The sequence below is a fragment of the Pseudomonas sp. SDO524_S393 genome (assembly GCF_054071875.1).
On sequence record NZ_JBSVVZ010000006.1, the window covers coordinates 111,317 to 138,220 of the forward strand.

The 26,904-nt window shown below is 59.1% G+C and carries 25 protein-coding genes; 14 read left to right on the forward strand and 11 right to left on the reverse strand.

Features of this window, described 5'->3' with window-relative positions; genetic code table 11:
- Positions 1 to 99: 99 nt before the first annotated feature.
- The 7 genes from folK to dksA form a co-directional block, all read right to left on the reverse strand.
- Entirely contained in the window at positions 100 to 585 is a 486-nt protein-coding gene (folK, locus tag ACW9IB_RS04810; RefSeq protein ID WP_457412564.1) for a 2-amino-4-hydroxy-6-hydroxymethyldihydropteridine diphosphokinase, read from the reverse strand.
- Positions 586 to 587: 2 nt separating this feature from the next.
- Positions 588 to 1,991: a polynucleotide adenylyltransferase PcnB gene (locus tag ACW9IB_RS04815; protein WP_457412565.1), complete on the reverse strand. Its 1,404-nt coding sequence runs from the start codon at positions 1,989 to 1,991 to the stop codon at positions 588 to 590.
- A 697-nt stretch (positions 1,992 to 2,688) separates the two neighbouring features.
- Positions 2,689 to 4,119 (reverse strand): sigma-54-dependent transcriptional regulator, encoded by a 1,431-nt coding sequence (locus ACW9IB_RS04820; protein ID WP_457365781.1) that lies wholly within the window; start codon positions 4,117 to 4,119, stop codon positions 2,689 to 2,691.
- Between the two features lie 22 nt (positions 4,120 to 4,141).
- Positions 4,142 to 7,096, reverse strand: a complete 2,955-nt coding sequence (locus tag ACW9IB_RS04825) for a sensor histidine kinase (protein WP_457365782.1) — start codon at positions 7,094 to 7,096, stop codon at positions 4,142 to 4,144.
- Positions 7,080 to 7,256: a hypothetical protein gene (locus ACW9IB_RS04830; protein WP_003176118.1), complete on the reverse strand. Its 177-nt coding sequence runs from the start codon at positions 7,254 to 7,256 to the stop codon at positions 7,080 to 7,082. Before ACW9IB_RS04830 ends, ACW9IB_RS04825 begins: the two co-directional genes overlap by 17 nt.
- A gap of 62 nt (positions 7,257 to 7,318) precedes the next feature.
- Positions 7,319 to 8,206, reverse strand: a complete 888-nt coding sequence (gene gluQRS / locus ACW9IB_RS04835; protein ID WP_457412566.1) for a tRNA glutamyl-Q(34) synthetase GluQRS — start codon at positions 8,204 to 8,206, stop codon at positions 7,319 to 7,321.
- A gap of 83 nt (positions 8,207 to 8,289) precedes the next feature.
- Positions 8,290 to 8,733, reverse strand: a complete 444-nt coding sequence (dksA, locus tag ACW9IB_RS04840; RefSeq protein WP_065910298.1) for an RNA polymerase-binding protein DksA — start codon at positions 8,731 to 8,733, stop codon at positions 8,290 to 8,292.
- 311 nt (positions 8,734 to 9,044) lie between these two features.
- Here dksA and ACW9IB_RS04845 point away from each other — a divergent pair, with 311 nt between their 5' ends.
- Both ACW9IB_RS04845 and sfsA read left to right on the forward strand, forming a co-directional pair.
- Complete coding sequence (locus tag ACW9IB_RS04845; RefSeq protein WP_457412568.1) at positions 9,045 to 10,217, forward strand: pyridoxal phosphate-dependent aminotransferase; 1,173 nt, start codon at positions 9,045 to 9,047, stop codon at positions 10,215 to 10,217.
- Complete coding sequence (sfsA, locus tag ACW9IB_RS04850) at positions 10,217 to 10,930, forward strand: DNA/RNA nuclease SfsA (protein WP_457365799.1); 714 nt, start codon at positions 10,217 to 10,219, stop codon at positions 10,928 to 10,930. The genes ACW9IB_RS04845 and sfsA overlap by 1 nt, the downstream gene beginning before the upstream one ends.
- On the opposite strand, the gene ACW9IB_RS04855 is transcribed toward sfsA, so the two are convergent.
- Complete coding sequence (locus ACW9IB_RS04855; RefSeq protein ID WP_457412569.1) at positions 10,927 to 11,244, reverse strand: Rieske (2Fe-2S) protein; 318 nt, start codon at positions 11,242 to 11,244, stop codon at positions 10,927 to 10,929. The genes sfsA and ACW9IB_RS04855 overlap by 4 nt on opposite strands.
- 156 nt (positions 11,245 to 11,400) lie before the next feature.
- Here ACW9IB_RS04855 and ACW9IB_RS04860 point away from each other — a divergent pair, with 156 nt between their 5' ends.
- From ACW9IB_RS04860 to ACW9IB_RS04870, 3 genes are read left to right on the forward strand one after another with little or no spacing between them, the layout of a single operon-like run.
- Positions 11,401 to 12,279: a heme/hemin ABC transporter substrate-binding protein gene (locus ACW9IB_RS04860; protein WP_457412571.1), complete on the forward strand. Its 879-nt coding sequence runs from the start codon at positions 11,401 to 11,403 to the stop codon at positions 12,277 to 12,279.
- Between the two features lie 50 nt (positions 12,280 to 12,329).
- Positions 12,330 to 13,313 (forward strand): FecCD family ABC transporter permease, encoded by a 984-nt coding sequence (locus ACW9IB_RS04865; RefSeq protein ID WP_457365800.1) that lies wholly within the window; start codon positions 12,330 to 12,332, stop codon positions 13,311 to 13,313.
- On the forward strand, positions 13,313 to 14,080 hold the full coding sequence (locus ACW9IB_RS04870) for a heme ABC transporter ATP-binding protein (protein ID WP_457365787.1): 768 nt from the start codon (positions 13,313 to 13,315) through the stop codon (positions 14,078 to 14,080). Before ACW9IB_RS04865 ends, ACW9IB_RS04870 begins: the two co-directional genes overlap by 1 nt.
- Positions 14,081 to 14,338: 258 nt before the next feature.
- Here the strand turns inward: ACW9IB_RS04870 and ACW9IB_RS04875 are convergent, their stop codons facing one another.
- The 3 genes from ACW9IB_RS04875 to ACW9IB_RS04885 all read right to left on the reverse strand — a co-directional run bounded on the left by ACW9IB_RS04875 (position 14,339) and on the right by ACW9IB_RS04885 (position 16,807).
- Positions 14,339 to 14,611, reverse strand: coding sequence for a TfoX/Sxy family protein (locus ACW9IB_RS04875; protein ID WP_457365788.1), 273 nt, complete (start codon positions 14,609 to 14,611; stop codon positions 14,339 to 14,341).
- 202 nt (positions 14,612 to 14,813) lie between these two features.
- A complete protein-coding gene (locus ACW9IB_RS04880; protein ID WP_135310628.1) occupies positions 14,814 to 15,158 on the reverse strand; it encodes a pentapeptide repeat-containing protein in 345 nt (114 codons plus the stop codon).
- Between the two features lie 92 nt (positions 15,159 to 15,250).
- A complete protein-coding gene (locus ACW9IB_RS04885; RefSeq protein ID WP_457412573.1) occupies positions 15,251 to 16,807 on the reverse strand; it encodes a bifunctional aminoglycoside phosphotransferase/ATP-binding protein in 1,557 nt (518 codons plus the stop codon).
- A gap of 118 nt (positions 16,808 to 16,925) precedes the next feature.
- On the opposite strand from ACW9IB_RS04885, the gene mrcB reads away from it, so the two are divergent.
- The 9 genes from mrcB (at position 16,926) to msrQ (ending at position 26,730) form a co-directional block, all read left to right on the forward strand.
- Positions 16,926 to 19,244, forward strand: coding sequence for a penicillin-binding protein 1B (mrcB, locus tag ACW9IB_RS04890; RefSeq protein WP_457412574.1), 2,319 nt, complete (start codon positions 16,926 to 16,928; stop codon positions 19,242 to 19,244).
- Between the two features lie 16 nt (positions 19,245 to 19,260).
- Entirely contained in the window at positions 19,261 to 19,989 is a 729-nt protein-coding gene (locus tag ACW9IB_RS04895; RefSeq protein ID WP_457412576.1) for a tetratricopeptide repeat protein, read from the forward strand.
- Positions 19,989 to 20,318, forward strand: a complete 330-nt coding sequence (locus ACW9IB_RS04900; RefSeq protein WP_457365792.1) for a YqcC family protein — start codon at positions 19,989 to 19,991, stop codon at positions 20,316 to 20,318. The genes ACW9IB_RS04895 and ACW9IB_RS04900 overlap by 1 nt, the downstream gene beginning before the upstream one ends.
- Before the next feature lie 431 nt (positions 20,319 to 20,749).
- Positions 20,750 to 22,474 carry an acetolactate synthase 3 large subunit gene (locus ACW9IB_RS04905; RefSeq protein ID WP_457365793.1) on the forward strand — a complete coding sequence of 575 codons (1,725 nt, stop codon included), beginning with the start codon at positions 20,750 to 20,752 and terminating at the stop codon, positions 22,472 to 22,474.
- 2 nt (positions 22,475 to 22,476) lie between these two features.
- Positions 22,477 to 22,968, forward strand: coding sequence for an acetolactate synthase small subunit (ilvN, locus tag ACW9IB_RS04910; RefSeq protein ID WP_003176102.1), 492 nt, complete (start codon positions 22,477 to 22,479; stop codon positions 22,966 to 22,968).
- A gap of 46 nt (positions 22,969 to 23,014) precedes the next feature.
- Entirely contained in the window at positions 23,015 to 24,031 is a 1,017-nt protein-coding gene (ilvC, locus tag ACW9IB_RS04915) for a ketol-acid reductoisomerase (RefSeq protein WP_457365794.1), read from the forward strand.
- A 144-nt stretch (positions 24,032 to 24,175) separates the two neighbouring features.
- Positions 24,176 to 25,033, forward strand: coding sequence for a CDP-diacylglycerol--serine O-phosphatidyltransferase (pssA, locus tag ACW9IB_RS04920; RefSeq protein ID WP_457365795.1), 858 nt, complete (start codon positions 24,176 to 24,178; stop codon positions 25,031 to 25,033).
- 63 nt (positions 25,034 to 25,096) lie between these two features.
- Positions 25,097 to 26,110, forward strand: a complete 1,014-nt coding sequence (msrP, locus tag ACW9IB_RS04925) for a protein-methionine-sulfoxide reductase catalytic subunit MsrP (protein ID WP_457412577.1) — start codon at positions 25,097 to 25,099, stop codon at positions 26,108 to 26,110.
- A complete protein-coding gene (gene msrQ, locus ACW9IB_RS04930) occupies positions 26,110 to 26,730 on the forward strand; it encodes a protein-methionine-sulfoxide reductase heme-binding subunit MsrQ (RefSeq protein WP_457412578.1) in 621 nt (206 codons plus the stop codon). Before msrP ends, msrQ begins: the two co-directional genes overlap by 1 nt.
- The last annotated feature ends 174 nt before the right edge of the window (positions 26,731 to 26,904 follow it).

Below are 26,904 nucleotides of genomic sequence, written 5' to 3' on the forward strand. Positions count from 1 at the left end.
GAGGAGGACACGGGAAGTCAATTGGATGTGTTACCGCATTGTTACGCATGGGGTGTTACCCCTGTTACTGATGCGGTTCAGCTTCTGCAGGAGAGGGCGTCAAACTGAAGGGGTGCGTTCCAGGCCGACGAATGGGCATGCAGCCAGCAGCTCGCTGAGCTGTTGGCCGTCGGGTAGCTGCAAGGTGCTCGGTGCCAGCTCTGCCAGCGGGTACAGCACGAACGCGCGCAGGTGCATTTGGTAGTGAGGCACTTTGAGGCGCGGTTCATCGATCGCGCGATCGCCGAACAGCAGGATATCCAGGTCCAGGGTGCGTGGGCCCCAGCGCTCCAGGCGTTCCCGACCCTGATCGTTTTCGATGGCCTGCAGGGCATCGAGCAGTTCCAGGGGGGCGAGGCTGCTGTCCACGGCGGCGACTGCATTGGTATAACGCGGTTGGCCCGGGAGTAACGAATCGCTTTGATAGAAGGCGGACACCCCGGCGAGTGTGGTGCCGGGCAGCAACGCCAGTGCCTCGACGGCGCTGCGCAGTTGCTGATCCGGGGCAGCCAGGTTGCTGCCCATGCCGATGTAGATGCGTTCCACGTTTATTCGCCCGCAGCGCCCGAGGCGTCGACGGCGCTTTGTTTGCGCTTGGTATTGCTGCGCCGGCGTTTTTTCGGGCCTTCGCCTGCACCATCACCTTTGCTGCCCAATTCGCGAATCATTTCGCGGCGCCCGCTGTCATTGGCGTCCTGGTAGTCGGTCCACCAGTCGCCCAGGCCGTCGGTCTGCTCGCCGGCGCTTTCACGCAGCAGCAGGAAGTCGTAGCCGGCACGGAATCGCGGGTTGTCCAGCAACTGGTCGGCACGCTTGCCACTGCGACGCGGCAAGCGTTCCTGCATGTCCCAGATCTCACGGATCGGCAGCGTGAAGCGCTTGGGAATGGCAATGCGTTGGCACTGTTCGGTAATCAGCTCATGCGCGGCTTCCTGCATGGCCGGAATCGGCGGCATGCCACGGTCTTGCAGGCGCAGTACGCGTTTGGGCAGGGCTGGCCACAAGAGGGCTGCAAACAGGAACGCCGGCGTCACCGGTTTGTTCTGTTTGATGCGCAGGTCGGTGTTGATCAGTGCTTCGCTGATCAGGGTATGGGTATAAGTCGGGTTGTGTTCCAGGGCCTCGGCGCTGGCCGGAAACAGCGGGTCGAACAGTTGCAGGTCGACGAGCATTTCAAAGGTGTCAGCCGCATGGCCCGAAAGGAACAGCTTGAGTACTTCTTCGAACAGGCGCGCTGAAGGGATTTCCCGAAGCATGGGGGCCAGGTCACGAATCGGCGACGCAGTGTGTTTCTCGATGCCGAAATTCAGCTTGGCGGCAAAACGTACCGCCCGCAGCATGCGCACCGGGTCTTCCTGGTAGCGCTGTGTCGGGTCGCCGATCAGGCGGATCAGGTGGTTGCGAATATCATGTACGCCGTTGGCGTAATCGAGAATGCGTTCGCTGACCGGGTCGTAATACAGGGCGTTGATGGTGAAGTCGCGGCGCTGCGCGTCTTCTTCCAGGGTGCCGTAGACGTTGTCACGCAGGATGCGTCCGCTTTCGTTGCGGGAAGACTGGTTGGTGTCTTCCTCTTCATCGCTTTGCGGATGGCCGGCGCGGAAGGTCGCGACTTCGATGATTTCGCGACCGAAGTGGATATGCACCAGTTTGAAACGGCGACCGATAATGCGCGCGTTGCGAAACTCGGCGCGTATCTGCTCGGGCGTGGCGCTGGTGGCAACGTCGAAGTCCTTGGGTGTGATGTTGAGCAGCATGTCACGCACGCACCCGCCCACCAGATAAGCCTGGTAGCCGGCGTTCTGCAAACGTTCGACGATGTTCACTGCATAACGGCTGAATTGAGCCCGTTGCAGCGAATGCTGGCTGCTGTTGAGCACTTCAGGCGTGCTGCGTTTGTGTTGCGTACGACGCAAGGGAGAACGGAATGACTGGAACAACTTCTTCAGCATGGGATGCACTGTTTGAAGGAATGTTCGGCCATAACGAAGAATGACCGCATGATGGGCGGGGATTCTAGCATTTAGTCAGGGGATGGTGTAGGAACAAGCTACAGGCATTGCGCCATAAGCCTTTGCGCGTCAAACGCCGGAAACTACAAGGGGAGCCGAAGCTCCCCCAGAAGTAGTTGCGTGCTCTTTTTTTATTATGGTGTCGGGCTTCTTGTTTTTGTTGATCGCCCTTGTCATGAGGCTGCACCTTCATGACACTCCCAATCGGGAGTCAAGAGCAAACGGATTGCTTTGGTCGCTGTGTTGCTGATCTACGATCCAACCAGTTCAGGCTCTGCCTTAGGGCAGTTTTTGTTGTTCTCGGCCTGGTTGCGGGGCAAGCCCCAAATGCAACGCCTCTCCAAAAGAATCAGTTAGCTGCGCCTCCGCCGTGTTGTTTTTATTGTGCGTGAGTCGATTCGTCTTATTTTTATTGTCTTGTACAGAGCTTGTTATTGTTTTTGTACTAAGCATATAGCAGGGTGCGTGCCAACTTTTGCACCGGCCAACAAAACCGGGGGGTTGAGGAGGATTCAGATTTTTGGCGGACGAAAAAAAGCCGGGGTTTCGTTACCGTAAGCCCCGGCTTTTGTTACGTGAAAAATCCGCGGTAACAGTTTTTTCACATCTGAGGGTGTTACCTGTGGAGGCGTGCGCCTCAGCTCTCGCTGGCGACCCCGGTCTTGCGCCGTGGAATGCCCAGGCGCTGGCGCCGTTCCCACAGGCACTTGCGGCTCACACCCAATTTGCGCGCCAGTTCGGTCTCGGTCATATGGTCTTGATGTTCGAGGACGAAATGCTGGAAGTAGTCTTCCAGTGACAGGTCTTCCGTCGGCTCGTGGCTGGTATTGCTGGCGCCGCCCTGTTGCGGGGCCAGGCCGATGAAATCATCGTCTTCCAGATCGCCCAGCTCGATGTCGATACCCAGCAGGTCGGCGGAAATTTCCGCGCTTTCCGACAGAATCACCGCGCGTTCGACCGCGTTCTCCAGTTCCCGCACGTTACCCGGCCAGGAGTAATGCCGAATCGCCTGCTCGGCGTCCGCCGCGAACTTCAGGTCAGTGCGGTTGATGCGTGCGCTCTGACGTTGCAGGAACGCGTTGGCGATCTCGTTGACGTCGGCACCGCGCTCGCGCAGGGCCGGCAGCTTCAGCGCGATCACGTGCAGGCGGTAATACAGGTCTTCACGGAACTGGCCGACCTTGGCCAGGCTTTTCAGGTCGCGGTGGGTGGCGGCGATCAGGCGCACATCGACTTTCTGCGATTGCACCGAGCCCACGCGGCGAATTTCACCTTCCTGCAACACACGCAGCAAGCGTGCCTGGGCTTCGAGGGGCAACTCGCCGATTTCATCGAGGAACAGCGTGCCGCCGTCAGCGGCTTCCACCAGGCCCGCTCGCCCGGCGCTCGCGCCGGTAAAGGCGCCTTTCTCGTGGCCGAACAGCTCGGATTCGATCAAGGACTCGGGGATGGCTGCGCAGTTCACCGAAATCATCGGCGCCTTGGCGCGTTTGGACAGGTTGTGCAGGGCACGGGCCACCAGTTCCTTGCCGGTCCCGGATTCGCCCTGGATCAGTACATTTGAGTCGGTTGGCGCGACTTTGCGGATTTTACCGTACAGGTCCTGCATCGGAGGGCAGGAGCCGATGATGCCGATTTCGCCGTTGCTGTTGTCGACTCCCGGCTTGTCGGCAGCTTTGCCTGCCGGACGCTGCTCGGCGGGCGCGCTGCTGGCCGACTGACGGTCACGCAGGATGCGCGCCACGGCCTGGAGCATTTCATCATGATCGAACGGCTTGGCGATGTAATCCACCGCGCCCATCTTCATGGAGTCCACCGCCGAGCGCAGGCTGGCGTAGCTGGTCATGATCAGCACCGGAGTGCCTTGGCCAAGCTTGATCAACTCGGTGCCAGGCGCACCCGGCAGGCGCAGGTCACTGACAATCAGGTCGAACGTAGGGATGCTGAAACGCTCCTGGGCTTCCTGCACCGAGCCGGCTTCGCTGACCTGGTACTGATTACGTTCAAGCAGGCGACGCAAGGCAGAGCGGATAATGGTTTCGTCTTCGACGATCAAAATGTGCGGCATTGATTCAATTCTCTCGACGGTCTCAGTTCACAGCGGACGTCGCTTCGACATGACGCGGCAAGGTCACCCGAATACGGGTGCCGCGTTGGCTTTCTGGGTCAGCCGGGCTGTCGATGGTGATTTGTCCATAATGCTCTTCAACGATGGAATAGACCAGTGCAAGGCCCAGACCGGTTCCTTCACCCGGGTCCTTGGTGGTGAAGAAGGGTTCGAACAATCGGTCCATGATGTTCTGTGGAATACCGCTACCTTCATCTTCGACGATCAGATCGACCGTATGTTCGAAAGCCTCGGTCTTGACGCGTACCGCGCCCCCCGCGGGTGTCGCGTCGCGGGCGTTGGACAGCAGGTTGATCAGTACTTGGGCCAGACGTTGCGAGTCGCCATCCACCCAGTGTTCGGGGTCGCACAGGTTGAAAAACTGCACTTCGAAATTGCGCCGGTTCAACGCCAGCAGACCAATGGCGTCCTGCGCCACTTCGGCCAGGCACACCGATTCGTCCTGATTCTGGTGGGCACCGGCGTGGGCAAAGCTCATCAGCGACTGCACGATGCGCGAGACCCGCTTGGTCTGCTCGAGGATCTGCCCGCTGATTTCAGTGATTTCGCCGTCGTCTTCGCGCTCTTCGCGCAGGTTTTGTGCGAGGCAGGCGATACCGGTGATCGGATTGCCGATTTCATGGGCCACACCAGCCGCCAGGCGACCGATGCTGGCGAGTCGTTCGGAATGCACCAGCTTGTCTTCGAGCATCTGGGTTTCGGTCAGGTCTTCCACCAGCAACACCAGGCCGCTGTTACCCGGTGCCAGCGGTTCGTCGATGGCCGCTTTGTGCAGGTTGAGCCAGCGGGTCTGGCCGTCGAGGGCCAGGTGCTGTTTGTGCAAGTGCTCGTCGGGCAGGTTGATGAATCCCTGCAGCAGTTCTTTCCAGGGCTCGCCCAAGGTATTGAGACGCGAACCCACCACGCGCTGGGCCGCAATGCCCGTGAGTTCTTCCATGGCCTTGTTCCACATCAGGATCTCTTGATCCTTGGCCAGGGAGCAGACGCCCATCGGCAGTTCCTGCAGTGTCTGGCGGTGGTAGCGGCGCAAGGCATCCAGTTCGGCGGCAAGGCCGGTGAGGCGCGAATGGTAATCCTCCAGCCGGCTCTCGATGAAATGGATGTCCTCGGTGACGTAGTTTTCCCCGCCGGCCTTGTAGGGCAAGAAGGTTTCCACCATGTCCTGCGACACGCTGGGGCCCATCAGGCCGGAAAGGTTGGCCTCGATCCGGTCACGCAGGCGACGCAGCGCGTAGGGGCGGCGTTCGTCGAATGGCAGGTAAAGGTCGCGCAGCGCCTGTTCGACTTCTTTTTGCGCAGCCTTGGCGCCGAGAGGCTTGGCCAGTTGCGTGGCGAACTCCTGGGGTGACGCGGCATGCAGTTCGCGACGTTGCGGACGGCGCACGTTATCCACTGCGCAGGCTTCGGCGGCACTGGTTTCTTCCGGGCTGACGTTGGTAAACAGCGAGATCAAGGTGAACATCAGCACGTTGGCGGCCAGGGAGGCGATCGCCGCCATGTGCCAACTGGTGTCGTCCAGCACGTAAATCATGTTGAGCAGCGGAATGTAGAAACCCTGCAAGTTGCCGACCAGCGGCAGCAGCATGGTGACGACCCAGACCAGGATGCCGGCCAGCAACCCGGCAATGAAGCCACGGCGATTGGCGGTCGGCCAGTACAGTACCGAGAGCACGCCCGGCAGGAACTGCAAGGTAGCAACGAACGCGACGATACCCAGGTTGGCCAGGTCTTGGCCGGCGCCCAGCAGCAGGTAGAAACCATAGCCGGCCATGATGATCGCGACGATCAGCGCGCGCCGCGTCCATTTCAGCCAGCGATAGATGTTGCCCTCGGCAGGCGGCTGATACAGCGGCAGCACCAGGTGATTGAGCGCCATGCCCGACAGTGCCAGGGTGGTGACAATGATCAGGCCGCTGGCCGCCGACAAGCCGCCGACATAAGCCAGCAGCGCCAAAGCAGGGCTATTGGCCGCGATGCCGATGCCCAGGGTGAAATACTCGGGGTTGGTGGTAGCGCCCAGTTTCAGGCCGGCCCACAGAATCAATGGCACCGCCAGGCTCATCAACAGCAGGAACAGCGGCAAGCCCCAACTGGCGCTGACCAGCGAGCGCGGGTTGAGGTTCTCGGTGAACGTCATGTGATACATGTGGGGCATCACGATGGCCGAGGCAAAGAACACCAGTAGCAAGGTGCGCCAGGGGCCTTCCTGCAAAGGGGTATGCAGGGCGGCGAGGGCGGTCTGATTTTGCAGCAGCCAGAGCTCCAGTTGCTGCGGACCGTCGAACACGCCGTAGAGCGCATACACCCCGACGCCGCCGATGGCGATCAACTTGATTACCGATTCGAAGGCAATCGCGAACACCAGCCCTTCGTGTTTCTCGCGGGTGGCGATATGGCGTGAGCCGAAGAAAATCGTGAACAGTGTGATCAGCGCACAGAAGCTCAGGGCAACCCGATGCTGCACCGGCTCGCGGGTGAGGATGCTGATGGAGTCGGCCACGGCCTGGATTTGCAGTGCCAGCAACGGCAATACGCCGATCAGCATGAACACCGTGGTCAGCGCGCCGGCCCAGGTGCTGCGAAAGCGAAACGCAAACAGGTCGGCCAGGGACGACAGCTGATAGGTGCGGGTGATTTTGAGGATGGGATACAGCAGCACCGGTGCCAGCAGGAAGGCCCCGGACACGCCGAGGTAGCTGGAGAGAAACCCATAGCCATATTGGTAGGCCAGGCCCACGGTGCCATAGAACGCCCAGGCGCTGGCGTACACCCCCAGGGACAAGGTGTAGGTCAACGGATGGCGAATGATCGCCCGCGGAATCATTCCGCGCTCACTGATCCAGGCCACTCCGAACAGCGCGGCCAGGTAGGCGGCGCTGATCAGCAGCATCTGGGTGAGGCTAAAGCTCATCGGCATCTTTTTGGCTCTGCAGGATAAAGGTCACGACGATCAGGATCAGCCACAGCAGATACGGGCGATACCAGGCGCCGGTGGCGTCGATCCACCAGTCCATGATGGCGGGGGAAAACAGGTAGATCCCGACGACCAGCAGCAGGACCAATCGATAGATGTACATGTTGGCCTCTGATTGAAAAACTGCGGCGATGGTAACGGATGGCTGGCAAGCTGCAAGCGCCTTCAGCTCAGTTGCGCTTCGGCCAGGGTGAGTGTGCGCGGGATCTGTGAAGCATCCCAGTGACGGATGCCCCAGTCCAGCAGTTCCCGTGGGCTGGCGTAGCGCAGTTCATCGCCCGGTTGCTGGCCCAGTGCACGCAGCGCCCGCAGGAGCAGTGGGGTGGCCTGGTCGGGTGTCAGCGGCGGTGAGCGGTAGGATTTGCCCAGTTTGTTACCGTCCGGCTGGACGATCAGCGGTACATGCAGGTAGCGCGGCTGGCGCAGCCCCAGCAGTTCCTGCAGGTAGAGCTGGCGAGGCGTGGAGTCCAGCAGGTCGGCACCGCGCACGATATCGGTGATGCCCTGCCAGGCATCGTCAAGAACCACTGCCAACTGGTAGGCGTACAGACCGTCACGGCGACGGATGACGAAGTCGCCCACGTCACGGCCCAGATGCTGTCGGAATTCACCCTGTACGCGGTCGGTAAAGTGATAGGTCAGTTCGGGTACGCGCAAACGGATGGCTGCGTCGTGCTGGTCATGGCCGGCATTGCGGCACAGGCCCGGGTAAATTCCGCTGTAGGGTTCAAGTTGTTTGCGTGAACAGGTGCAGGCATAGGCCAGACCGTGGTTGAACATATCGTTCAACACTTTGGCGTAGGCTTCATGCCGCTCGCTTTGTCGGACCAGTTCACCGTCCCACTCGAAGCCATAGCTTTCCAGGGCATGGAGAATCGCGGCCTGGGCGCCGGGTTCTTCGCGAGGCGGATCGAGGTCCTCCATGCGCATGAGCCAGCGGCCTTGGTTGGCACGCGCGTCGAGGTAGGAGGCGAGGGCGGCAACCAGCGAGCCGAAGTGCAAATGGCCGCTGGGCGTAGGGGCGAAACGCCCGATATAGGTAGAAGCTGTCATGGGCCGGATAGTACTGGAAAATCGGTAAACGCCAGAAACAAAAATGGGGCGTTCGCACGCCCCATTCGTTCAGCTCGGCAGGATTATTTGCCGACCTGTTTTTCCTTGATTTCAGCCAAGGTCTTGCAGTCTACGCAGAGGTCCGCGGTTGGGCGGGCTTCCAGGCGACGGATACCGATCTCGACGCCGCAGGATTCACACCAGCCGTATTCTTCGTCTTCGATCAGTTGCAGTGTCTTGTCGATTTTCTTGATCAGCTTGCGCTCGCGATCGCGGGCACGCAGTTCAAGGGCGAACTCCTCTTCCTGGCTGGCACGGTCGGCCGGATCCGGGAAGTTGGCGGCTTCGTCCTTCATGTGGTCTACCGTGCGGTCGACTTCCTGCATCAAGTCCTGTTTCCACTTCTTCAGAATGTTGGAGAAGTGCTTGCGCATGGGCTCACTCATGTACTCCTCACCCTTTGCCTCAACATAGGGTGTGAAGCCACTGAGGCCTGAGGATTGCTGTTGCTTTGCTTGGGTGGACATGAATAGACCGCCTCTCACTCTTCTAATCCATTGCGCAGGATTGCAACGTTACCGACACCTGCCGGCCCTGCGGCTGCAAGCGGGCGAACTTACCAGATAGATTCGGGGTGCGCCACTCCCGGTTGTCGAGCCCCCACCTTGCGGGGGCTGCAAACACCTGCAAGCCGAAGGGCGCTGCCTTGAATGTTGATTTTAGTCGTTCTGGCGGGGCTTGCCCGATTCCCCGAGGAAGGTGTGTGGCAATAGAGCGGGCGTTATGCGCCCGGTTGGGTAGAATCGATGCTTTGTACTTACCCCGTTAAGGAAGGCTAATGGCTCAGCCCTACAGTGCGCGCAGTCGCGCCATCGAACCGTTTCACGTCATGGCGCTGCTGGCGCGGGCCAACGAGTTGCAGGCGGCCGGTCATGATGTGATTCACCTGGAAATCGGCGAGCCGGACTTCACCACCGCCGAGCCGATCATCCAGGCCGGTCAGGCGGCGCTGGCCAGTGGCAAGACGCGCTACACCGCCGCCCGCGGCCTGCCTGAACTGCGCGAGGCCATCAGCGGTTTTTACGCGCAGCGTTACGGGCTGAAGGTGGATCCCGAGCGCATCCTGATCACCCCGGGCGGCTCGGGCGCGTTGCTGCTGGCGAGCAGCCTGTTGGTGGATCCGGGCAAGCATTGGCTGCTGGCGGACCCGGGTTATCCCTGTAACCGGCACTTTCTGCGTTTGGTGGAGGGGGCGGCCCAATTGGTGCCAGTGGGGCCTGATGTGCGCTATCAGTTGACCGCCGATCTGGTGGGCCGGCACTGGGACCAGGACACCGTGGGCGCACTGGTTGCCTCGCCGGCGAACCCTACCGGTACGATTCTGACACGGGACGAATTGGCGAGCCTGTCGCATGCCATCAAGGCCCGCAATGGCCATTTGGTCGTGGACGAAATTTACCATGGCCTCACCTACGGCACCGATGCTGCCAGTGTGCTTGAGGTGGATGATGAGGCCTTCGTCTTAAATAGTTTTTCGAAGTATTTCGGCATGACCGGCTGGCGCCTGGGTTGGCTGGTGGCGCCACCTGCCGCAGTGGGCGAATTGGAAAAACTGGCGCAAAACCTGTACATCAGCGCGCCGAGCATGGCCCAGCATGCCGCGCTGGCCTGTTTTGCCCCGCAAACCCTGAGCATTCTGGAAGAGCGTCGCGCCGAGTTTGGCCGTCGGCGTGACTTCCTGCTACCTGCGTTGCGCGAGCTGGGGTTCGGTATCGCCGTGGAGCCGGAAGGGGCGTTCTATTTGTATGCCGATATCAGCGCGTTTGGCGGTGATGCCTTCGCGTTTTGCCGTCATTTCCTTGAAACCGAACATGTGGCATTCACGCCGGGGCTGGATTTCGGTCGCTATCAGGCTGGCCACCACGTGCGCTTTGCCTACACGCAAAACCTGGAGCGGCTACAGGAAGCGGTGGAACGAATCGCCCGTGGCTTGCGGAGTTGGCAAGGCTGATGCGTTTTTATCCTCCCCTCGAAGAAGGGCGGCTGATTCGCCGCTACAAGCGATTTCTTGCCGATATCGAAACCGTTACCGGCGAGTTCATCACCATTCACTGCCCGAACACTGGTTCGATGCTGAATTGCATGGTGGAGGGTGGCCAAGTCTGGTTCAGTCGCTCCAATGATCCGAAACGCAAACTGCCGGGCACCTGGGAAATCGCTGAAACGCCCCAAGGACGTTTGGCGTGCGTGAATACGGCGCGTGCCAATCAATTGGTCGAAGAGGCGTTGCATGCCGGAGTGATCACCGAGCTTGAAGGGTTCACGCTTTTGAAGCGCGAAGTGCCGTATGGGCAGGAAAAGAGCCGCATTGATTTTCGTCTGGATTACCCGACAGGGTCAGCTTATGTCGAAGTCAAAAGTGTCACCTTGGGCTTTGATGGCTCTTCGGTGGCGGCTTTCCCGGATGCGGTGACCCAGCGCGGCGCCAAGCATCTGCGCGAGCTGGCTCACCTGGCGCGCGAAGGCGTGCGGGCGGTGCAGTTGTATTGCGTCAATCTTTCGGGAATTGATGCCGTGCGCCCGGCGGTGGAAATCGATGCGGGTTATGCGGCAGCGCTGCGCGAGGCCAAATCAGCGGGCGTAGAGGTGTTGGCCTACGGCGTGCGGGTCACGCCGGAGGAAGTGTGCGTGGATCGTCGGTTGGAGGTGCTGCTCGGTGACTAGAGTTGTACCCAAAGGCCTTGGGTATCTTCGCGACCGGGCAGGGCGGTGAGGTGTTGACCGGTGCATGGTCCGGCGATGCACTCGCCGCTTTCGATGAGGAACAGCGCACCGTGGGTGGCGCACTGGATCAGGCTGGCACTTGAATCCAGGAATCGATCGGGTTGCCATTCCAATGGGATGCCACGATGGGGACAGCGGTTGATGTAGAAGTAGGCGATGCCGTCCCGTCGAACAGCCAGCAATTTGCAGCCATCGATCTCAAACCCGAGGCTGCTGTCGGGCGCGAGGGCATCGGAGGGGCAGAGAAACTTCATTTCAATCCTTAAGTGCCTTGACGTTCAAATGCAAACAATTATCAAATGCCGGCTTCGCCCGTTAGCTGACCGGGCGCTCAATACGATGCCAGAGAGGGCTTCTCTGTCACACCCGTGAGCGTTCGAGTGGCTCTGCCCTTGGAAGGAAACCCTGTTATGCGCCTGAGTGCCAGCGCAATTGCGCTTGTTGTCGGACTGCTGGTCAATCACGGGGCGCACGCCTCAGAACTGCCACAACGTTGGGTGAGTGCCGGTGGGGCGCTTTCGGAGTGGGTGACAGCCCTGGGTGGTGAGCCGAAGCTGGTGGGGGTCGATACCACCACTCAGCATCCTGACTCCCTGAAGGCATTACCAAGCATTGGTTATCAGCGGCAGCTGTCGGCAGAAGGCATTCTCAGCCTGCGTCCGCAAATATTGATCGGTACCGAGGAAATGGGGCCGCCGCCGGTGCTGGCCCAGATTCGCAGCGCGGGCGTGCAGGTGGAATTGTTCTCGGCACAGCCGGACCTGCCGACCTTGAAAACCACCTTGGAGCACTTGGGCAAATTGCTGGGCAGCGACGCCAAGGCCAACGAATTGTTTAGCGGTTATGAGCAGGCACTCGATCAGCAGGCGAAATGGGTGGTCAAGGCCCAGGCCACGCAAAAGGCACCCGGGGTCCTGTTGCTGCTCGGTCACGCCGGTGGCAAGCCTTTGATCGCGGGCAAGGACACGGCGGCAGATTGGTTGCTACAGCAGGCGGGCGGCCATAACCTGGCGACTCATACGGGTTACAAACCGTTTTCGGTGGAGTCGCTGGCGGGGCTGAGCCCGGATGTGCTGGTGTTTGCTGATCGTGCCCTTACCGGTGATGCGGCGCGTGCGGCGTTGTTCAAGGAGAACCCGATCCTGGCTTCCACGCCGGCGGCCAAAAATGATCGCGTGTTTGAGTTGGACCCGACATTGTTGGTGGGAGGGTTGGGGCCACGTCTGCCGCAAAGTCTTGTGAAGCTGTCTGCCGGGTTTTACCCGTCTCAGGCCAAGCCCACCCCATGACCACTCTGGTTAAGCCGCAAACATTGTTCATCGGGTTGGCACTGCTTTGCGTGCTGGCCACCTGGCTTTCTCTGGCTCTGGGGCCGGTGAGCCTGCCCTTGCTGGACACGCTCCGGGCGGCGCTGCGCATGATGGGGGCACCTATCAATGCGCAGGGGTTGGAGCAGGCCGAACTCATTCTGGGGCAGATTCGTCTACCACGTACATTGCTGGGGCTGGCGGTGGGCGGCGTGCTGGCATTGTCTGGCGTGGCGATGCAGGGGTTGTTTCGCAACCCGTTGGCGGATCCTGGGCTGGTCGGGGTTTCCAGTGGCGCGGCATTAGGGGCGGCAATCGCCATTGTCGGCGGTGCATTTTTTGGTGGTTTGCCCGACGCGTTCGGGCCCTATCTGCTGTCATTGTGTGCGTTTCTCGGTGGTCTGGGTGTGACCGCGCTGGTCTATCGGTTGGGACGACGTAACGGGCAGACCAACGTTGCCACCATGTTGCTTGCCGGCATCGCGCTGACCGCCCTCGCCAGTTCGGCGGTAGGGTTATTTACCTATCTGGCCGACGACGCCACGTTGCGCACCCTGACGTTCTGGAACCTGGGCAGCCTCAACGGCGCCAGCTATGCCCGGTTGTGGCCCTTATTGCTGGTCAGCGCGGGTGTGGCGCTGTGGCTGCCGCGCCGGGCCAAGGCGCTGAATGCGTTGCTGCTCGGAGAGTCCGAGGCCAACCATCTTGGGATTGACGTTGAGGGGCTCAAGCGTGAGTTGGTGTTGTGCACCGCACTGGGTGTGGGGGCGGCGGTGGCAGCGGCGGGCATGATTGGTTTTGTCGGGCTGGTTGTGCCGCATCTGGTGCGCCTGCTGGCGGGGCCTGATCACCGTGTGTTGCTGCCGGCTTCGGTATTGGCCGGTGCGAGTTTATTGTTGTTTGCCGATCTGGTAGCGAGGCTTGCCCTCGCGCCGGCCGAGCTGCCGATCGGTATTGTGACGGCGTTTATCGGTGCACCTTTCTTCCTTTACTTGTTGTTACGGGGACGTGCCTGATGCTGCGAGTCGAAGCGCTGCAGATCCGTCGTGGCCAAAAAACCGTGTTGTCGGATATCACCCTTGAGTTGCTGCCTGGTGAGGTGCTGGGTGTGCTCGGCCCCAATGGCGCCGGCAAAAGCACATTGCTGGGCGCGCTGTGCGGCGAGTTGCATCCTGATGAAGGCAACGTGTGGCTTGATCGGCGCGCGCTGAGAGACTGGAGTGGGCCGCAGCGCGCTCAGCGTCTGGCGGTATTGCCGCAGACATCGACTCTGGATTTTGCTTTTCGCGTGGAGGAAGTTGTCGGCATGGGCCGTTTGCCTCACCAGACCGGTCGGGTGCGTGACGATGAGATTATCCATTCGGCCCTGAACTCGGCGGATGTCGGGCATTTAAGCGGCCGCAGCTACCTAGCGTTATCGGGCGGTGAGCGCCAACGCGTTCACCTGGCACGGGTTCTCGCGCAGTTATGGCCGGGGGAAGCGGGGCAAACGTTGTTGCTGGATGAGCCGACGTCGATGCTGGATCCCTTGCATCAACACACCACCCTGCAGGCCATTCGTACCTTCGCCGACCGGGGAGCAGCCGTGTTGGTTATTCTTCACGACTTGAACCTGGCAGCCCGTTACTGTGACCGGATTCTGCTGCTGGAGGAGGGACGTCCCCGCGCGTTGGATACGCCGTTCCAAGTGATGCAGCCTGAATTGCTCAAAGCCGTATTCGGTTTGGATGTATTGGTGCAGTCGCATCCGGAGCGTGGGCATCCGTTGATCATTGCACGCTAAGCAGGGTGTCTTGCGGACAGCTTTCTACAGGCAAAAAAAGACCCGGCAAAAGCCGGGTCAAATAACCGTGATTAGCCTGATGAGGAGATAATCTGAGAGTCCGAACCAATGGTCTTTCAGTTATCGGCTGATCTCGCGACCAGTTGTGATAATCATAACGATTCTCATTTGTGAGTCAACGTTTGTTTTCGTGTGATCTCGTGTTTTTCTCAAACGGTCGTTCGGAATGCCTTTAAACGTTGGTTATGGCCGTTCGATCTAATTTTTCTGCCGCGTTGAAATGGCATCCAGCTGGCGATTCAATGCGTCCTTGCGCTCGGCGGGAATATCGTTCCAGTGCACATCCATCAACGCTCCTTCGATTGCATACAGCAGCACTTTCGACGCACGGAACCCACGGGTCCGTACGGCGCGGTAGGCATCGACCGCCCCCAGGCGACGCAAGTCGGAGGCACTGTGGATGCCCACCGCATGCAGCCATTGCGCCGACGTCTTGCCAAGGTTTTTCAGGTGTTGCAGCTCATCGTTCATCAAGCCTCCTTGCGACGGCCGAATGGTGCGGTGGGTATCGTGACCAGGCAAGCCTGAAAGGAGTGTAGCGCTCAGTAGGAAAAGCGTGGTTCTTTGGTCAGAAGCGGTCCAAAAGCTTATAAGAATGGTGCTATGGATTGACGGACAGCAGACATGAAGCGCCCGCTGCGCGGTGAGCACAGTCGGACGCCGCTGATGATCTTTACTTGGTGCGGTAGCGCAGGCGAGTACCGAAGTTGACCGACATGAGGATCTCGTCGGCGGTCAGCTCAGGCGGGAAGTAAGCGCCTGAAATCTGCGCATGGGCCAAACTGGCGCCTTCCAGTGAGCAGTCACGCAGGTCCAGGCCGCGCAAATCGGCGGAGCGAAAGTACGCATCGGTGAAATCCACCCCGGTGGCGTTCAGTTCACGCAGGTCCAGACCACGGAAGTCGCCACCACGCATGTCAATGGCGCCATCTTTGGGGCGCTCCTGGTTGAAGCCGCGGATATCGTCTTTATGCAGGAGCGAGTAGAGCGGAGTATCAAGAAGCTTCGGCTGACTCATGATGGCGGCACCTGTTGGTTTTATGACGCCATTATAGTGCCACTATTGCTCGGTCGTGCGCCTAACTAGACGACACGACCAAGAAATATTTCTTACAAGCCCGGCAGACGCTGGCGGATACGCGCTACCAATGCGTCAAGCGTCCCGCTTTCATTGGTCTCTACACGATGGCTGAGAAGCAGTTCTTCAGCGGTCAAGGGCTCACGGTTGGCTTGTTGCTCCTCAATAACCGCCAGTGTTGCGTCGGAAGGGTCGTTCTTATCCGCCTGGCGTTGCGCCAACCAGCTAGCGATAACAGTCTGTGGTGCGTTGCAATCCAAAATCAGGAACGGCGCGCCAGTGGCTTCGGCCACTTTCGCGGCGGCGCTGCGCTGTTCCTGTTTCAGGAAGGTGGCATCCAGCACCACGGGGAAGCCTGCACGCAGCACGGTATCGGCAATTTCATTCAGGCGAGCGTAGGTCGCTGTACTTGCATCGGATGCATAAATGCCGGCTTGTGGAGTGTTTTCCACTTGTTGTTCACCAAACAAGCGCTTGCGTTCAACGTCCGAACGCAGGCGCACGGCGCCCAAAGCTTCCACCAGTCGCATCGAGACCTGGCTTTTGCCTACAGCCGAGACGCCGTGCGTGACTGCGAGGAAACGCGACGGAATGGTGCTGTAGCTTTCCGCGAGGTTCGCGTAATTGCGGTACTGGCGCAGGGTGGTGGCTCGTTGCACCGGGCTTGCCTCGCTTGGCATGCTGAACAGCGCGACCTTGGCTCGTACCAGTGCACGGTAGGCTTTGTAGAAGTTCAGCACCTCAAGACCTTGATAGTCGCCCGTCAACTCCAGATATTGGCTGACAAAGCGGCGCGCCAGGGATTTGAGGCCGCGGTCTTCCAGGTCCATGGCCAGGAAGCCAGTGTCGGCATACACATCGGTGAAGCGGAAGGGTTCGTTGAACTCGATGCAGTCGAAAATCACCACATTCCCATCGATCAAGGTGGCGTTGCCCAAGTGGATATCGCCATGGCATTCGCGGGTGAAGCCATCGCGCTTGCGTTGTTCGAGCAGTGGCTTGAGGCGCTCGAAGCTGCTTTCGGCCCAGGCCTGCAGGGCTTCAAGTTGCACGAGGTCAGCTTTGTCGCTGAGGAACGGGCGGATTTGTTCGAAGTTCTGTCGCACCGGCGCCATCACTTCGTCCGGCGTGCCAGCCGGGTGTTCTTGCGGCACTTTCGGGGCCGCGAGGTGGAACTGTGCAATCTGCCTGGCCATCTCGTCGATGTGTGCGCTGGTCAGTTCGCCATTGGCTTGTAGGGTGCTGAGCAGTTGGCTTTGCGGGAACTGGCGCATTTTCAGCGCGTACTCGATGACCGGACCTTCGCCGCCCAATTGCGGGGCCTCGGCAGTACCGGTGATCGGCAGCACGTCCAGATACAAATCTTCGGTCAGGCGTTGGTTGAGGCGCAGCTCTTCGTTGCAGAAGTGGCCGCGGCTTTCGAGGGAGGTGAAGTCGAGAAAGCCGAAGTTCATCGGTTTCTTCAATTTATAAGCGTAAGGGCCGGTGAGCACGACCCAGGAGATATGGGTTTCGATGACTTGGAATGATTCAACCGGATGGGGGTACAACGCCGGGTTTTGCAGGGCAGCAATCAGTGACTGGCTCACGGGCGATCCTTCAGAGTCTGGGAGAAAACGTGGCATGCATTATGGCCGCTGCAGCCGGTCGTGCAAACCGCTGTCCGGCTCATGTTGATCATCAATAAAGTGCGTATAATCCGCCGCCATGACTCGAACCCGATCTCCCCGTTCCCGTAAAAAACCTCCCTCCCGCAGCCTGCGCCCGTGGCTGGGCTGGGCGCTCAAGCTCGGCCTTGTAGGCCTTGTGGTGCTCGCAGGCTTTGCGGTGTACCTCGATGCCGTGGTGCAGGAGAAGTTCTCCGGCAAGCGCTGGACTATTCCGGCCAAGGTGTACGCGCGCCCACTGGAGTTGTTCACCGGCCAGAAGCTGAGCAAGGATGATTTCCTCACTGAACTCGACGCCCTGGGCTATCGTCGCGAACCGGTGTCCAACGGCCCGGGCGCCGCTGCGGTGAGCGGTAATACCGTCGACCTCAATACCCGGGGTTTCCAGTTCTATGAAGGCCTGGAAAAAGCCCAGCCGGTGCGCGTGCGCTTCTCCGGTGACTATGTCGCCGAGCTGTCATCGCTCAACGGCTCCAAGTTGCCGGTGGTGCGACTGGAACCGCTGTTGATCGGCGGTATTTATCCCAAGAACCTTGAAGATCGCATCCTGATCAAGCTCGATCAGGTGCCGCCTTATCTGTTGGAAACCCTGGTCGCTGTAGAGGACCGCGACTTCTATAGCCACTGGGGTGTATCGCCGAAATCAATTGCCCGTGCCATCTGGGTCAATACCTCCGGCGGCAAGATGACCCAGGGCGGCAGTACGCTGACTCAGCAGTTGGTGAAGAACTTCTATCTGACCAACGAGCGCAGCCTGACCCGCAAGCTGACCGAAGCCATGATGGCGATGCTGCTTGAGCTGCATTACAGCAAGCAGGAAATTCTCGAGGCCTACCTCAACGAGGTATTCGTTGGTCAGGATGGCCAGCGTGCCGTGCACGGTTTTGGCCTGGCCAGCCAGTTTTTCTTTGGCCAGCCGCTGTCCGAGCTGAAGTTGCATCAAGTGGCGTTGCTGGTCGGTATGGTGAAGGGGCCCTCCTATTACAATCCGCGCCGCAATCCGGAGCGCGCCCTGGAGCGTCGCAATCTGGTGCTCGATGTGTTGGAACAGCAGGGCGTTGCTACCGCCGAGCAGGTCGCGGCGGCGAAGAAAATGCCACTGGGTGTGACCAGTCGCGGCAAGCTGGCGGACAGCTCGTTCCCAGGCTTCATCGATCTGGTCAAGCGCCAACTGCGTGAAGATTACCGAGACGAAGACTTGACCGAGGAAGGGCTGCGGATCTTCACCAGTTTCGATCCTATTCTGCAGATGAAAGCCGAGGCTTCGGTCAACGACACCTTCAAGCGCCTGACCGGCCGCAAAGGTGCGGATGACGTTGAAGCCGCCATGGTCGTGACCAACCCGGAAACGGGTGAGGTCCAGGCCATGATCGGCAGCCGCCAGGCCAGTTTCGCAGGCTTTAACCGTGCGCTGGATGCCGTGCGGCCGATCGGTTCGCTGGTCAAGCCCGCGGTTTATCTGACTGCCCTGGAAAAACCCAGCAAATACACGCTGACCAGTTGGCTGTCGGATGACCCACTGTCGGTCAAAGGGGCTGATGGTCAGGTGTGGACGCCGCAGAACTTTGACCGTCGTTCCCATGGCACCGTCTTTCTGTACCAGGGGCTGGCGCATTCCTACAACATTTCCACCTCGCGTCTTGGGCTGGATGTGGGAGTCCCGAATGTTCTGAAGACCCTGGGTCGGTTGGGGATCTCTCGTGAGTTTCCGGCATTCCCGTCGATCCTGCTGGGGGCGGGAGCGATGACGCCGATGGAAGTCGCGACCATGTACCAGACCCTTGCCAACGGTGGGTTCAATACGCCGATGCGCGGGATTCGCAGCGTACTGACGGCCGAAGGTGAGCCGCTCAAGCGCTATCCGTTCCAGATTCAACAGCGCTTCGATGCCGGCTCCATCTACCTGATCCAGAACGCCATGCAGCGCGTAATGCGCGAAGGTACCGGCAGCTCCGTCTATAAGGTGCTGCCCTCGAACCTGACATTGGCCGGCAAAACCGGTACGAGTAACGACTCGCGTGACAGCTGGTTTGCAGGCTTTGGCCAAGATGTGCTGGCGGTGGTGTGGCTGGGGCGTGATGACAACGGCAAGACGCCGTTTACCGGCGCCACCGGCGCGTTGCAGGTCTGGACCAGTTTCATGCGCAAGGCCGACCCGCTGCCGTTGAACATGCCGCAGCCGGACAATATTGTGCAGGCCTGGATTGATCCCCACACCGGCCAAGGCTCTGATGCCAACTGTCCGGGCGCGGTGCAGATGCCGTATATTCGCGGCAGCGAACCGCCACCCGGTGCAGCCTGCGGAGGTAACGCCCCGGCGGAGTCGGTGATGGACTGGGTCAAGGGCTGGATGAATTAAGCAAAGAGGGTTTCATGTGAACAAGTGGTGGATTCCAGCTATTACAGCTCTGGCTTTGCTCAATGGTTGCGCCAGCGTGGAGCGCGGTTCGATTCCTGTGGTGGATTCAAGCACAGCCGTCTCCAATAACGATCGAATTTCGGCCAATGGCGGCTTCCGTCAGACCGTCACCAAGCGCCCAGTGCAGGCAACCCAGGCGGTGCCGCAGGATTCGGGCGTAGTGGTCATGGTGCCGGGCGGCGGTGCGGCGACATCCGCGCCAATCAGTGCCGAGCCTTGGAGGCCGGGGCCAGGCACTTCGGGGCCTATCGACTCCACGCCGATTCAAACCGCGCCGATCAATCAGGGTACTTACAACATGCCCTCGACCCCGAGCGGTATCCCGTCGTCCAGCTCTGGCGGCCTGTCAGCTGACGAGCAACTGGATGGTCCGGTACTGGCCTTGCTCACCACCGCCCAGCAACAGCAGGCCGGTGGTGATTTGAACGGCGCCTCGTCGAGTCTTGAGCGCGCCCAGCGTGTGGCACCGCGTGAACCGCAGGTGCTGTACCGTCTGGCTCAGGTGCGGATGGCCCAGGGCGATGCGCCACAAGCCGAGCAGTTTGCTCGTCGTGGGCTCACGCTGGCCAATGGGCGTCCCGATCTGCAGGCCAGTTTGTGGGCCCTGATCGGTGATGCGCGGGCGGCACAGGGCGATGCTGCGGGTGCTGCCCAGGCCCGACAGAAAGCCAAGGTCAGCCTCTGATGGATGCGCGTTTTCTAGCGATTGCCGAACAGCTGTTGCTGATCGAACGCGAATTGCGCGTGCAAGACTGGTGGGACGAAGTGTCTCCCAGCGCCGAGGCGCTCGCCAGTGTCGAGCCGTTCGCGGTGGATACCCTGGATTTCAACCAATGGCTGCAATGGATTTTCCTCGTGCGCATGAAGCAGATTCTCGAGCAGGATCTGCCGTTGCCCAATGCGTCGGGGATTCTGGAAATGGCCAACATGGTCTATGCCGATCAGCCACAAAAGAGCCTTGGGTTGCGAAATGCGCTGAAAAAGTTCGACCAACTGATTGCCGACGCTCGTTAATTGCCTGACTGCCGGGTTTTTCGGCAGTCTTGCGCATATTTCTACCGCTTGACGACATTCAGGCGAGTTTTATCCCTCCTCAGAGCCCTTTCTTCTACGTTCTCATGCGCTTAGTTGGAAAAAAGCGCAATTATTGCTTGACTTGAAGGGCCTGAAACAGAAGAATCCAAAGTCCGCTGTATCGGGACTGCCAGAAGCAGGCCCGCTCAGCAGATCATGAGGCGCATATCCGCGCCGACCTGTAACACCCGCAACGCGTTACCTCGCGCTGGGTGGGAAAAGCCCGCAACACTTGGGACGATCCCAATACTTGCTCAGTCAGTGCTGACGTAGTCGGCGACCACCGTCGCTCATGCTCTGTTGAGAAGTAAACCTATTAAGACCCGTCGGTTTTCAACGGACGGTATTCTGGCGTTTTAGAGGTGAACAACGTGGAGCTTTTATCTGGTGGTGAGATGCTCGTCCGCTTTTTGCGTGACGAAGGCGTCGACTATATCTACGGGTACCCAGGTGGTGCTCTGCTGCATGTTTATGACGCACTGTTCAAGGAGCCGGCTGTTACTCACATCCTGGTTCGTCACGAACAGGCTGCAACCCATATGGCTGACGGTTACGCCCGTGCCACCGGTAAAGCCGGTGTGGTACTGGTAACGTCCGGCCCAGGCGCAACGAATGCCATCACCGGCATCGCGACTGCGTATATGGACTCCATCCCGATGGTGATCATCTCCGGCCAGGTGCCCAGCACTATGGTGGGTACCGATGCATTCCAGGAAACCGACATGATCGGTATCTCCCGGCCGATCGTGAAACACAGCTTCATGATCAAGCATCCATCGGAAATCCCGGAAGTCATGAAAAAGGCCTTCTACCTTGCCCAGTCCGGTCGCCCGGGCCCTGTGGTGGTCGATGTGCCGAAAGACATGACCAACCCGGCTGAAAAATTCGAATACATCTTCCCGAAGAAAGCCAAGCTGCGCTCCTACAGCCCGGCCGTTCGTGGACATTCGGGGCAAATCCGCAAAGCGGCAGAAATGCTTCTGGCGGCCAAGCGCCCTGTGTTGTACTCGGGGGGTGGCGTGATTCTGGGTGGCGGTTCCGCACCGCTGACCGAACTGGCCAAGATGCTCAACCTGCCAGTGACCAACACCCTGATGGGCCTTGGTGCGTTCCCGGGCTCTGACCGTCAGTTCGTCGGCATGCTCGGCATGCATGGCAGCTACACCGCCAACTTGGCGATGCACCACGCTGATGTGATCCTGGCTGTGGGCGCACGCTTCGATGACCGGGTGATCAACGGTGCGAGCAAGTTCTGCCCGAACGCCAAGATCATCCACATCGACATCGATCCGGCGTCCATCTCCAAGACCATCAAGGCCGACGTGCCGATTGTAGGTCCTGTGGAAAGCGTATTGACCGAGATGGTTGCTGCGCTGAAGGACATCGGCGAGACGCCGAACAAGGAGTCCGTTGCCAGTTGGTGGAAGCAGATCGACGAATGGCGCGGTGATCGCGGCCTGTTCCCTTACGACAAGGGCGACGGCAGCATCATCAAGCCACAAACCGTGATCGAGACCCTGTGCGAAGTGACCAAGGGCGACGCCTTTGTGACCTCTGACGTGGGCCAGCACCAGATGTTCGCCGCGCAGTACTACAAGTTCGACAAGCCTAACCGCTGGATCAACTCCGGTGGCCTGGGCACGATGGGCTTTGGTTTCCCGGCGGCCATGGGCGTGAAACTGAGCTTCCCGGACGCCGATGTCGCGTGCGTCACGGGTGAAGGCAGTATTCAGATGAATATCCAGGAGCTGTCGACATGCCTGCAGTACGGTCTTCCGGTGAAGATCGTCTGCCTGAACAACGGTGTGCTGGGCATGGTTCGCCAATGGCAGGACATGAGCTACAACAGCCGTCACTCCCATTCCTACATGGAATCGCTGCCAGATTTCGTCAAGTTGGTTGAAGCCTATGGCCACGTCGGCATTCGCATCACCGATCTGAAAGATCTGAAGCCGAAGATGGAAGAGGCGTTCGCCATGAAGGACCGCCTGGTGTTCATCGATATTCAGGTGGATACCAGCGAGCACGTCTACCCGATGCAGATCAAAGACGGCTCTATGCGCGACATGTGGCTGAACAAGACGGAGCGTACTTAATCATGCGGCACATTATCTCCCTGCTTCTGGAGAACGAACCCGGCGCTCTGTCTCGTGTTGTCGGCCTGTTTTCGCAACGCAACTACAACATCGAAAGCCTGACCGTGGCCCCGACCGAAGACCCGACCCTGTCGCGGTTGACGTTGACCACCGTAGGCCACGATGAGGTGATCGAGCAGATCACCAAGAACCTCAACAAGCTGATCGAAGTGGTCAAGCTGGTCGACCTGTCGGAAAGTGCCCACATCGAGCGCGAGCTGATGCTGGTCAAGGTCAAGGCCACGGGTGCTCAACGTGCCGAGATCAAACGGACTACCGACATCTATCGCGGGCAGATCGTCGATGTGAGTGCCAGCGTTTATACCGTTCAATTGACCGGTACAAGCGACAAGCTGGACAGCTTCATCCAGTCGATCGGGACGGCCTCGATTCTGGAAACCGTACGCAGTGGCGTCACCGGGATTGCCCGTGGCGACAAAGTACTCAGCATCTAACCCAATTAGCGAATGGCCTTACGGCCTGGATATATAGAGGAACCTCATGAAAGTTTATTACGATAAAGATTGTGACCTGTCGATCATCCAGGGCAAGAAAGTCGCCATCATCGGCTACGGCTCCCAGGGTCACGCACAAGCTTGCAACCTGAAAGATTCTGGCGTTGATGTAACCGTTGGTCTGCGTAAAGGCTCGGCTACCGTTGCCAAGGCTGAAGCTCACGGCCTGAAAGTCACCGACGTGGCTTCCGCTGTTGCGGCTGCAGACCTGGTCATGATCCTGACCCCGGACGAATTCCAGTCCCAACTGTACAAAACCGAAATCGAGCCGAACATCAAGAAAGGCGCCACCCTGGCCTTCTCCCACGGCTTCGCGATCCACTACAACCAGGTTGTGCCGCGTGCTGACCTCGACGTGATCATGATCGCGCCGAAGGCTCCGGGCCACACCGTGCGTTCCGAGTTCGTCAAGGGTGGCGGTATCCCTGACCTGATCGCGATCTACCAGGACGCATCGGGCAACGCCAAGAACGTGGCACTGTCCTACGCTGCTGGCGTCGGTGGCGGTCGTACCGGCATCATCGAAACCACCTTCAAGGACGAGACTGAAACCGACCTGTTCGGCGAGCAAGCCGTTCTGTGCGGCGGTACCGTTGAGCTGGTAAAAGCCGGTTTCGAAACCCTGGTTGAAGCGGGCTACGCGCCAGAAATGGCCTACTTCGAGTGCCTGCACGAACTGAAATTGATCGTTGACCTCATGTACGAAGGCGGTATCGCCAACATGAACTACTCGATCTCCAACAACGCCGAGTACGGCGAGTACGTGACCGGCCCGGAAGTGATCAACGCCGAGTCCCGTCAGGCTATGCGCAACGCCCTGAAACGTATTCAGGACGGCGAATACGCCAAAATGTTCATCAGCGAAGGCGCTACCGGCTACCCTTCGATGACCGCCAAGCGTCGTAACAACGCCGCTCACGGTATCGAAATCATCGGCGAGCAACTGCGCTCCATGATGCCGTGGATCGGTGCCAACAAGATCGTCGACAAAGCCAAGAACTAAGTCGTACGTATCAAGGGAAAACGCGGCTTAGGCCGCGTTTTTTCGTTTGGGGGCGGGTTCTGGTATAAAGCTGCATCGTTTGCGGGCGAACAGTCGCCGCAAGTATTTGTCGAATTCTTTTCACACCGTTGCAAGGTAAAGTCCATGAGCGAACGTCCCGAAGAGCCAGGTCAGGCTCCTGACGCCGATAGCCTGCTGCCGATCGATGAGCATGTCGAGGAAGGGCACGATGCGGAAGGTCGCAAGGTCCGGCATCGTGGCATCTATCTTCTGCCCAACCTGTTCACCACGGCGAACCTGTTTGCCGGGTTCTACTCCATCATCAACTCCATGAGCGCCCAAAGTGCGCTGGCAGCGGGTGATGCGGTGAGTGCCAGCAAATACTTCGGTTTTGCTGCCATCGCCATTTTTGTCGCCATGGTGCTCGACGGTCTCGATGGCCGTGTGGCGCGGATGACCAATACCCAGAGTGCTTTTGGCGCCGAATACGATTCGCTGTCGGACATGGTTGCCTTTGGTGTTGCGCCTGCATTGCTGGCGTTTGCCTGGGCGCTTGGGGATATGGGCAAGGTGGGCTGGATGGTTGCATTCATCTATGTGGCGGGCGCGGCGTTGCGACTGGCTCGCTTCAATACCCAAGTGGGTACTGCCGACAAGCGTTACTTCATCGGTTTGGCCAGTCCTGCGGCAGCGGGTGTGGTGGCGGGTATCGTCTGGGCGTTCAGTGACTACGGAATCCAGGGCTCCAAGATGTCCTTCCTGGTAGCCTTGATGGTTGCGGCGGCCGGCATGCTGATGGTCAGCAACATCAAGTACAACAGCTTCAAGGAGCTGGATCTCAAGGGGCGCGTGCCGTTTGTGGCGATCCTTGCAGTCGTGCTGGTGTTTGCCGTGGTTTTCAGTGATCCGCCCCGCATTCTGTTGTTGGCATTCCTGATTTATGCTGCGTCCGGCCCGGTGCAGTATCTGTTGCATCTTCGTCGCGACAAAACGTTGCCTTAATGTAATTTCCCCCATACTCCGCAGTCTATTGGTGCATCTGTCCTCCAATGCTGCGGAGTTGCCATGTTAATCAAAGTCCCTAGAGTGTCCGATAGTCACGAATCGGAGGTTACCCCCGAATCTTTCTATCTTTCTCGTCGCAGTGTGCTGGGTGGTGCGCTTGCCGGTCTCGCCGCCGGCAGTTTGCCGCGTTGGGCCAGTGCGAATGATGCTTCGCGCTATGCGGATGTCGAGCCAGGGAGGGCACCTGGCTGGTTTGCCGATAAACTGTCGGGCGCCAAATGGCAGGCGGTGACAGTAAAGGATGAGGCCGTCACTCCTTTCAAGGATGCGACCCACTACAACAACTTCTATGAGTTCGGTACAGGCAAGGGCGATCCAGCGACCAATGCGGGGTCGCTCAAGACCGAGCCGTGGAGTGTTGTGATTGACGGCGAAGTCGCGAAGCCAGGCCGATATGCCCTGGAAGACTTCATGAAGCCCTATCAGTTGGAAGAGCGCATCTACCGTCTGCGCTGTGTCGAGGCGTGGTCAATGGTTATTCCATGGATCGGTTTTCCGATCTCGGCGCTGCTCAAGCAGGTTGAGCCAACCTCAAAGGCCAAATACATTCGTTTTGAAACGCTCCAGGATCCCAAGAGCATGCCGGGGCAGAGGTCGAGTTTTGGCTTGATCGATTGGCCTTATGTAGAAGGCTTGCGATTGGATGAGGCGATGAATCCTTTGGCGATTCTGGCCGTGGGGATGTACGGGCGCGAACTGCCTAACCAGAATGGCGCGCCGCTGCGTTTGGTCGTGCCATGGAAGTATGGCTTCAAGAGTGTGAAGTCCATTGTCCGCATCAGTCTTGTGAGCGAACAGCCGAAAACCACTTGGCAGAGCATTGCTGCGGACGAGTATGGCTTTTATGCGAATGTGAACCCTACGGTAGACCATCCGCGCTGGACTCAAGCCCGGGAACGCCGTCTGCCGAGTGGGTTGTTCAGTCCCAATGTGCGCGAGACGCAAATGTTCAACGGCTACTCGGATGAGGTGGCGTCTCTTTATACCGGCCTCGATCTGCGGAAGAACTACTGATGCGTTATCCGGTCTGGCGCATAGGCGTCTTTATAGCTGCGGCGATATGGCCACTGTTATGGCTCTATGAAGCATGGAGTTCTGTTCTGGGGCCGGATCCGGGCAAGGTGCTGGTCGATCGGCTGGGGCTCGGCACGTTGATTCTGTTACTGATTACTCTCGCAATGACGCCGCTGCAGAGGCTAAGCGGGTGGGCGGGCTGGATCGCTGTGCGTCGGCAACTTGGGTTGTGGTGTTTTGCCTATGTCGTGCTGCACCTGGCTGCTTACTGTGTCTTTGTGCTTGGTTTGGATTGGTCGCAATTGGGTGTGGAATTGCGTAAGCGGCCTTACATCATTGTGGGTACCTTGGGATTTCTATCATTGCTGATGCTGGCGGTGACTTCGAATCGTTACAGCCAGCGTCGACTGGGCAACCGCTGGAAGAAATTACACCGTTTGGTATATGTCGTTCTGGGGCTTGGTTTATTGCATATGTTGTGGATCGTACGGGCTGATCTGAAGGAGTGGGCTATCTATGCATCCATAGGTGCGTTGCTTCTGGTGCTTCGGGTCCCACCGGTCATGCGGCGGATCCCCCGCGTTATTGCGAAAAAACCACTTTCTGCAACAAAAGCGTAATCAGGTGTTGACGGCGAATTTTATCTGTCTATAATTCGCCCCACTTCCGGCACAGTCGAAACGGAAAACTCCTTGGGTTTCAATGAGTTAAGTAGGTTTCGAAAGCGAGTTGCTTCAGTTCATCGAAGCCTGGAGGGAGTTGGTAGAGCGGTGTTGTTTGGCTCTATTGACGTT

Excerpts from the sequence above, each read along its gene's own strand:
- ACW9IB_RS04815 (WP_457412565.1), bottom strand. The coding sequence starts at position 1,991 with ATGCTGAAGAAGTTGTTCCAGTCATTCCGTTCTCCCTTGCGTCGTACG.
- ACW9IB_RS04820 (WP_457365781.1), bottom strand. The coding sequence starts at position 4,119 with ATGCCGCACATTTTGATCGTCGAAGACGAAACCATTATCCGCTCTGCC.
- ACW9IB_RS04825 (WP_457365782.1), bottom strand. The coding sequence starts at position 7,096 with ATGCCGATGAGCTTTAGCCTCACCCAGATGCTGCTGATCAGCGCCGCC.
- ACW9IB_RS04830 (WP_003176118.1), bottom strand. The coding sequence starts at position 7,256 with ATGTACATCTATCGATTGGTCCTGCTGCTGGTCGTCGGGATCTACCTG.
- gluQRS (WP_457412566.1), bottom strand. The coding sequence starts at position 8,206 with ATGACAGCTTCTACCTATATCGGGCGTTTCGCCCCTACGCCCAGCGGC.
- dksA (WP_065910298.1), bottom strand. The coding sequence starts at position 8,733 with ATGTCCACCCAAGCAAAGCAACAGCAATCCTCAGGCCTCAGTGGCTTC.
- ACW9IB_RS04845 (WP_457412568.1), top strand. The coding sequence starts at position 9,045 with ATGGCTCAGCCCTACAGTGCGCGCAGTCGCGCCATCGAACCGTTTCAC.
- sfsA (WP_457365799.1), top strand. The coding sequence starts at position 10,217 with ATGCGTTTTTATCCTCCCCTCGAAGAAGGGCGGCTGATTCGCCGCTAC.
- ACW9IB_RS04855 (WP_457412569.1), bottom strand. The coding sequence starts at position 11,244 with ATGAAGTTTCTCTGCCCCTCCGATGCCCTCGCGCCCGACAGCAGCCTC.
- ACW9IB_RS04860 (WP_457412571.1), top strand. The coding sequence starts at position 11,401 with ATGCGCCTGAGTGCCAGCGCAATTGCGCTTGTTGTCGGACTGCTGGTC.
- ACW9IB_RS04870 (WP_457365787.1), top strand. The coding sequence starts at position 13,313 with ATGCTGCGAGTCGAAGCGCTGCAGATCCGTCGTGGCCAAAAAACCGTG.
- ACW9IB_RS04875 (WP_457365788.1), bottom strand. The coding sequence starts at position 14,611 with ATGAACGATGAGCTGCAACACCTGAAAAACCTTGGCAAGACGTCGGCG.
- ACW9IB_RS04880 (WP_135310628.1), bottom strand. The coding sequence starts at position 15,158 with ATGAGTCAGCCGAAGCTTCTTGATACTCCGCTCTACTCGCTCCTGCAT.
- mrcB (WP_457412574.1), top strand. The coding sequence starts at position 16,926 with ATGACTCGAACCCGATCTCCCCGTTCCCGTAAAAAACCTCCCTCCCGC.
- ACW9IB_RS04900 (WP_457365792.1), top strand. The coding sequence starts at position 19,989 with ATGGATGCGCGTTTTCTAGCGATTGCCGAACAGCTGTTGCTGATCGAA.
- ilvN (WP_003176102.1), top strand. The coding sequence starts at position 22,477 with ATGCGGCACATTATCTCCCTGCTTCTGGAGAACGAACCCGGCGCTCTG.
- ilvC (WP_457365794.1), top strand. The coding sequence starts at position 23,015 with ATGAAAGTTTATTACGATAAAGATTGTGACCTGTCGATCATCCAGGGC.
- pssA (WP_457365795.1), top strand. The coding sequence starts at position 24,176 with ATGAGCGAACGTCCCGAAGAGCCAGGTCAGGCTCCTGACGCCGATAGC.
- msrP (WP_457412577.1), top strand. The coding sequence starts at position 25,097 with ATGTTAATCAAAGTCCCTAGAGTGTCCGATAGTCACGAATCGGAGGTT.
- msrQ (WP_457412578.1), top strand. The coding sequence starts at position 26,110 with ATGCGTTATCCGGTCTGGCGCATAGGCGTCTTTATAGCTGCGGCGATA.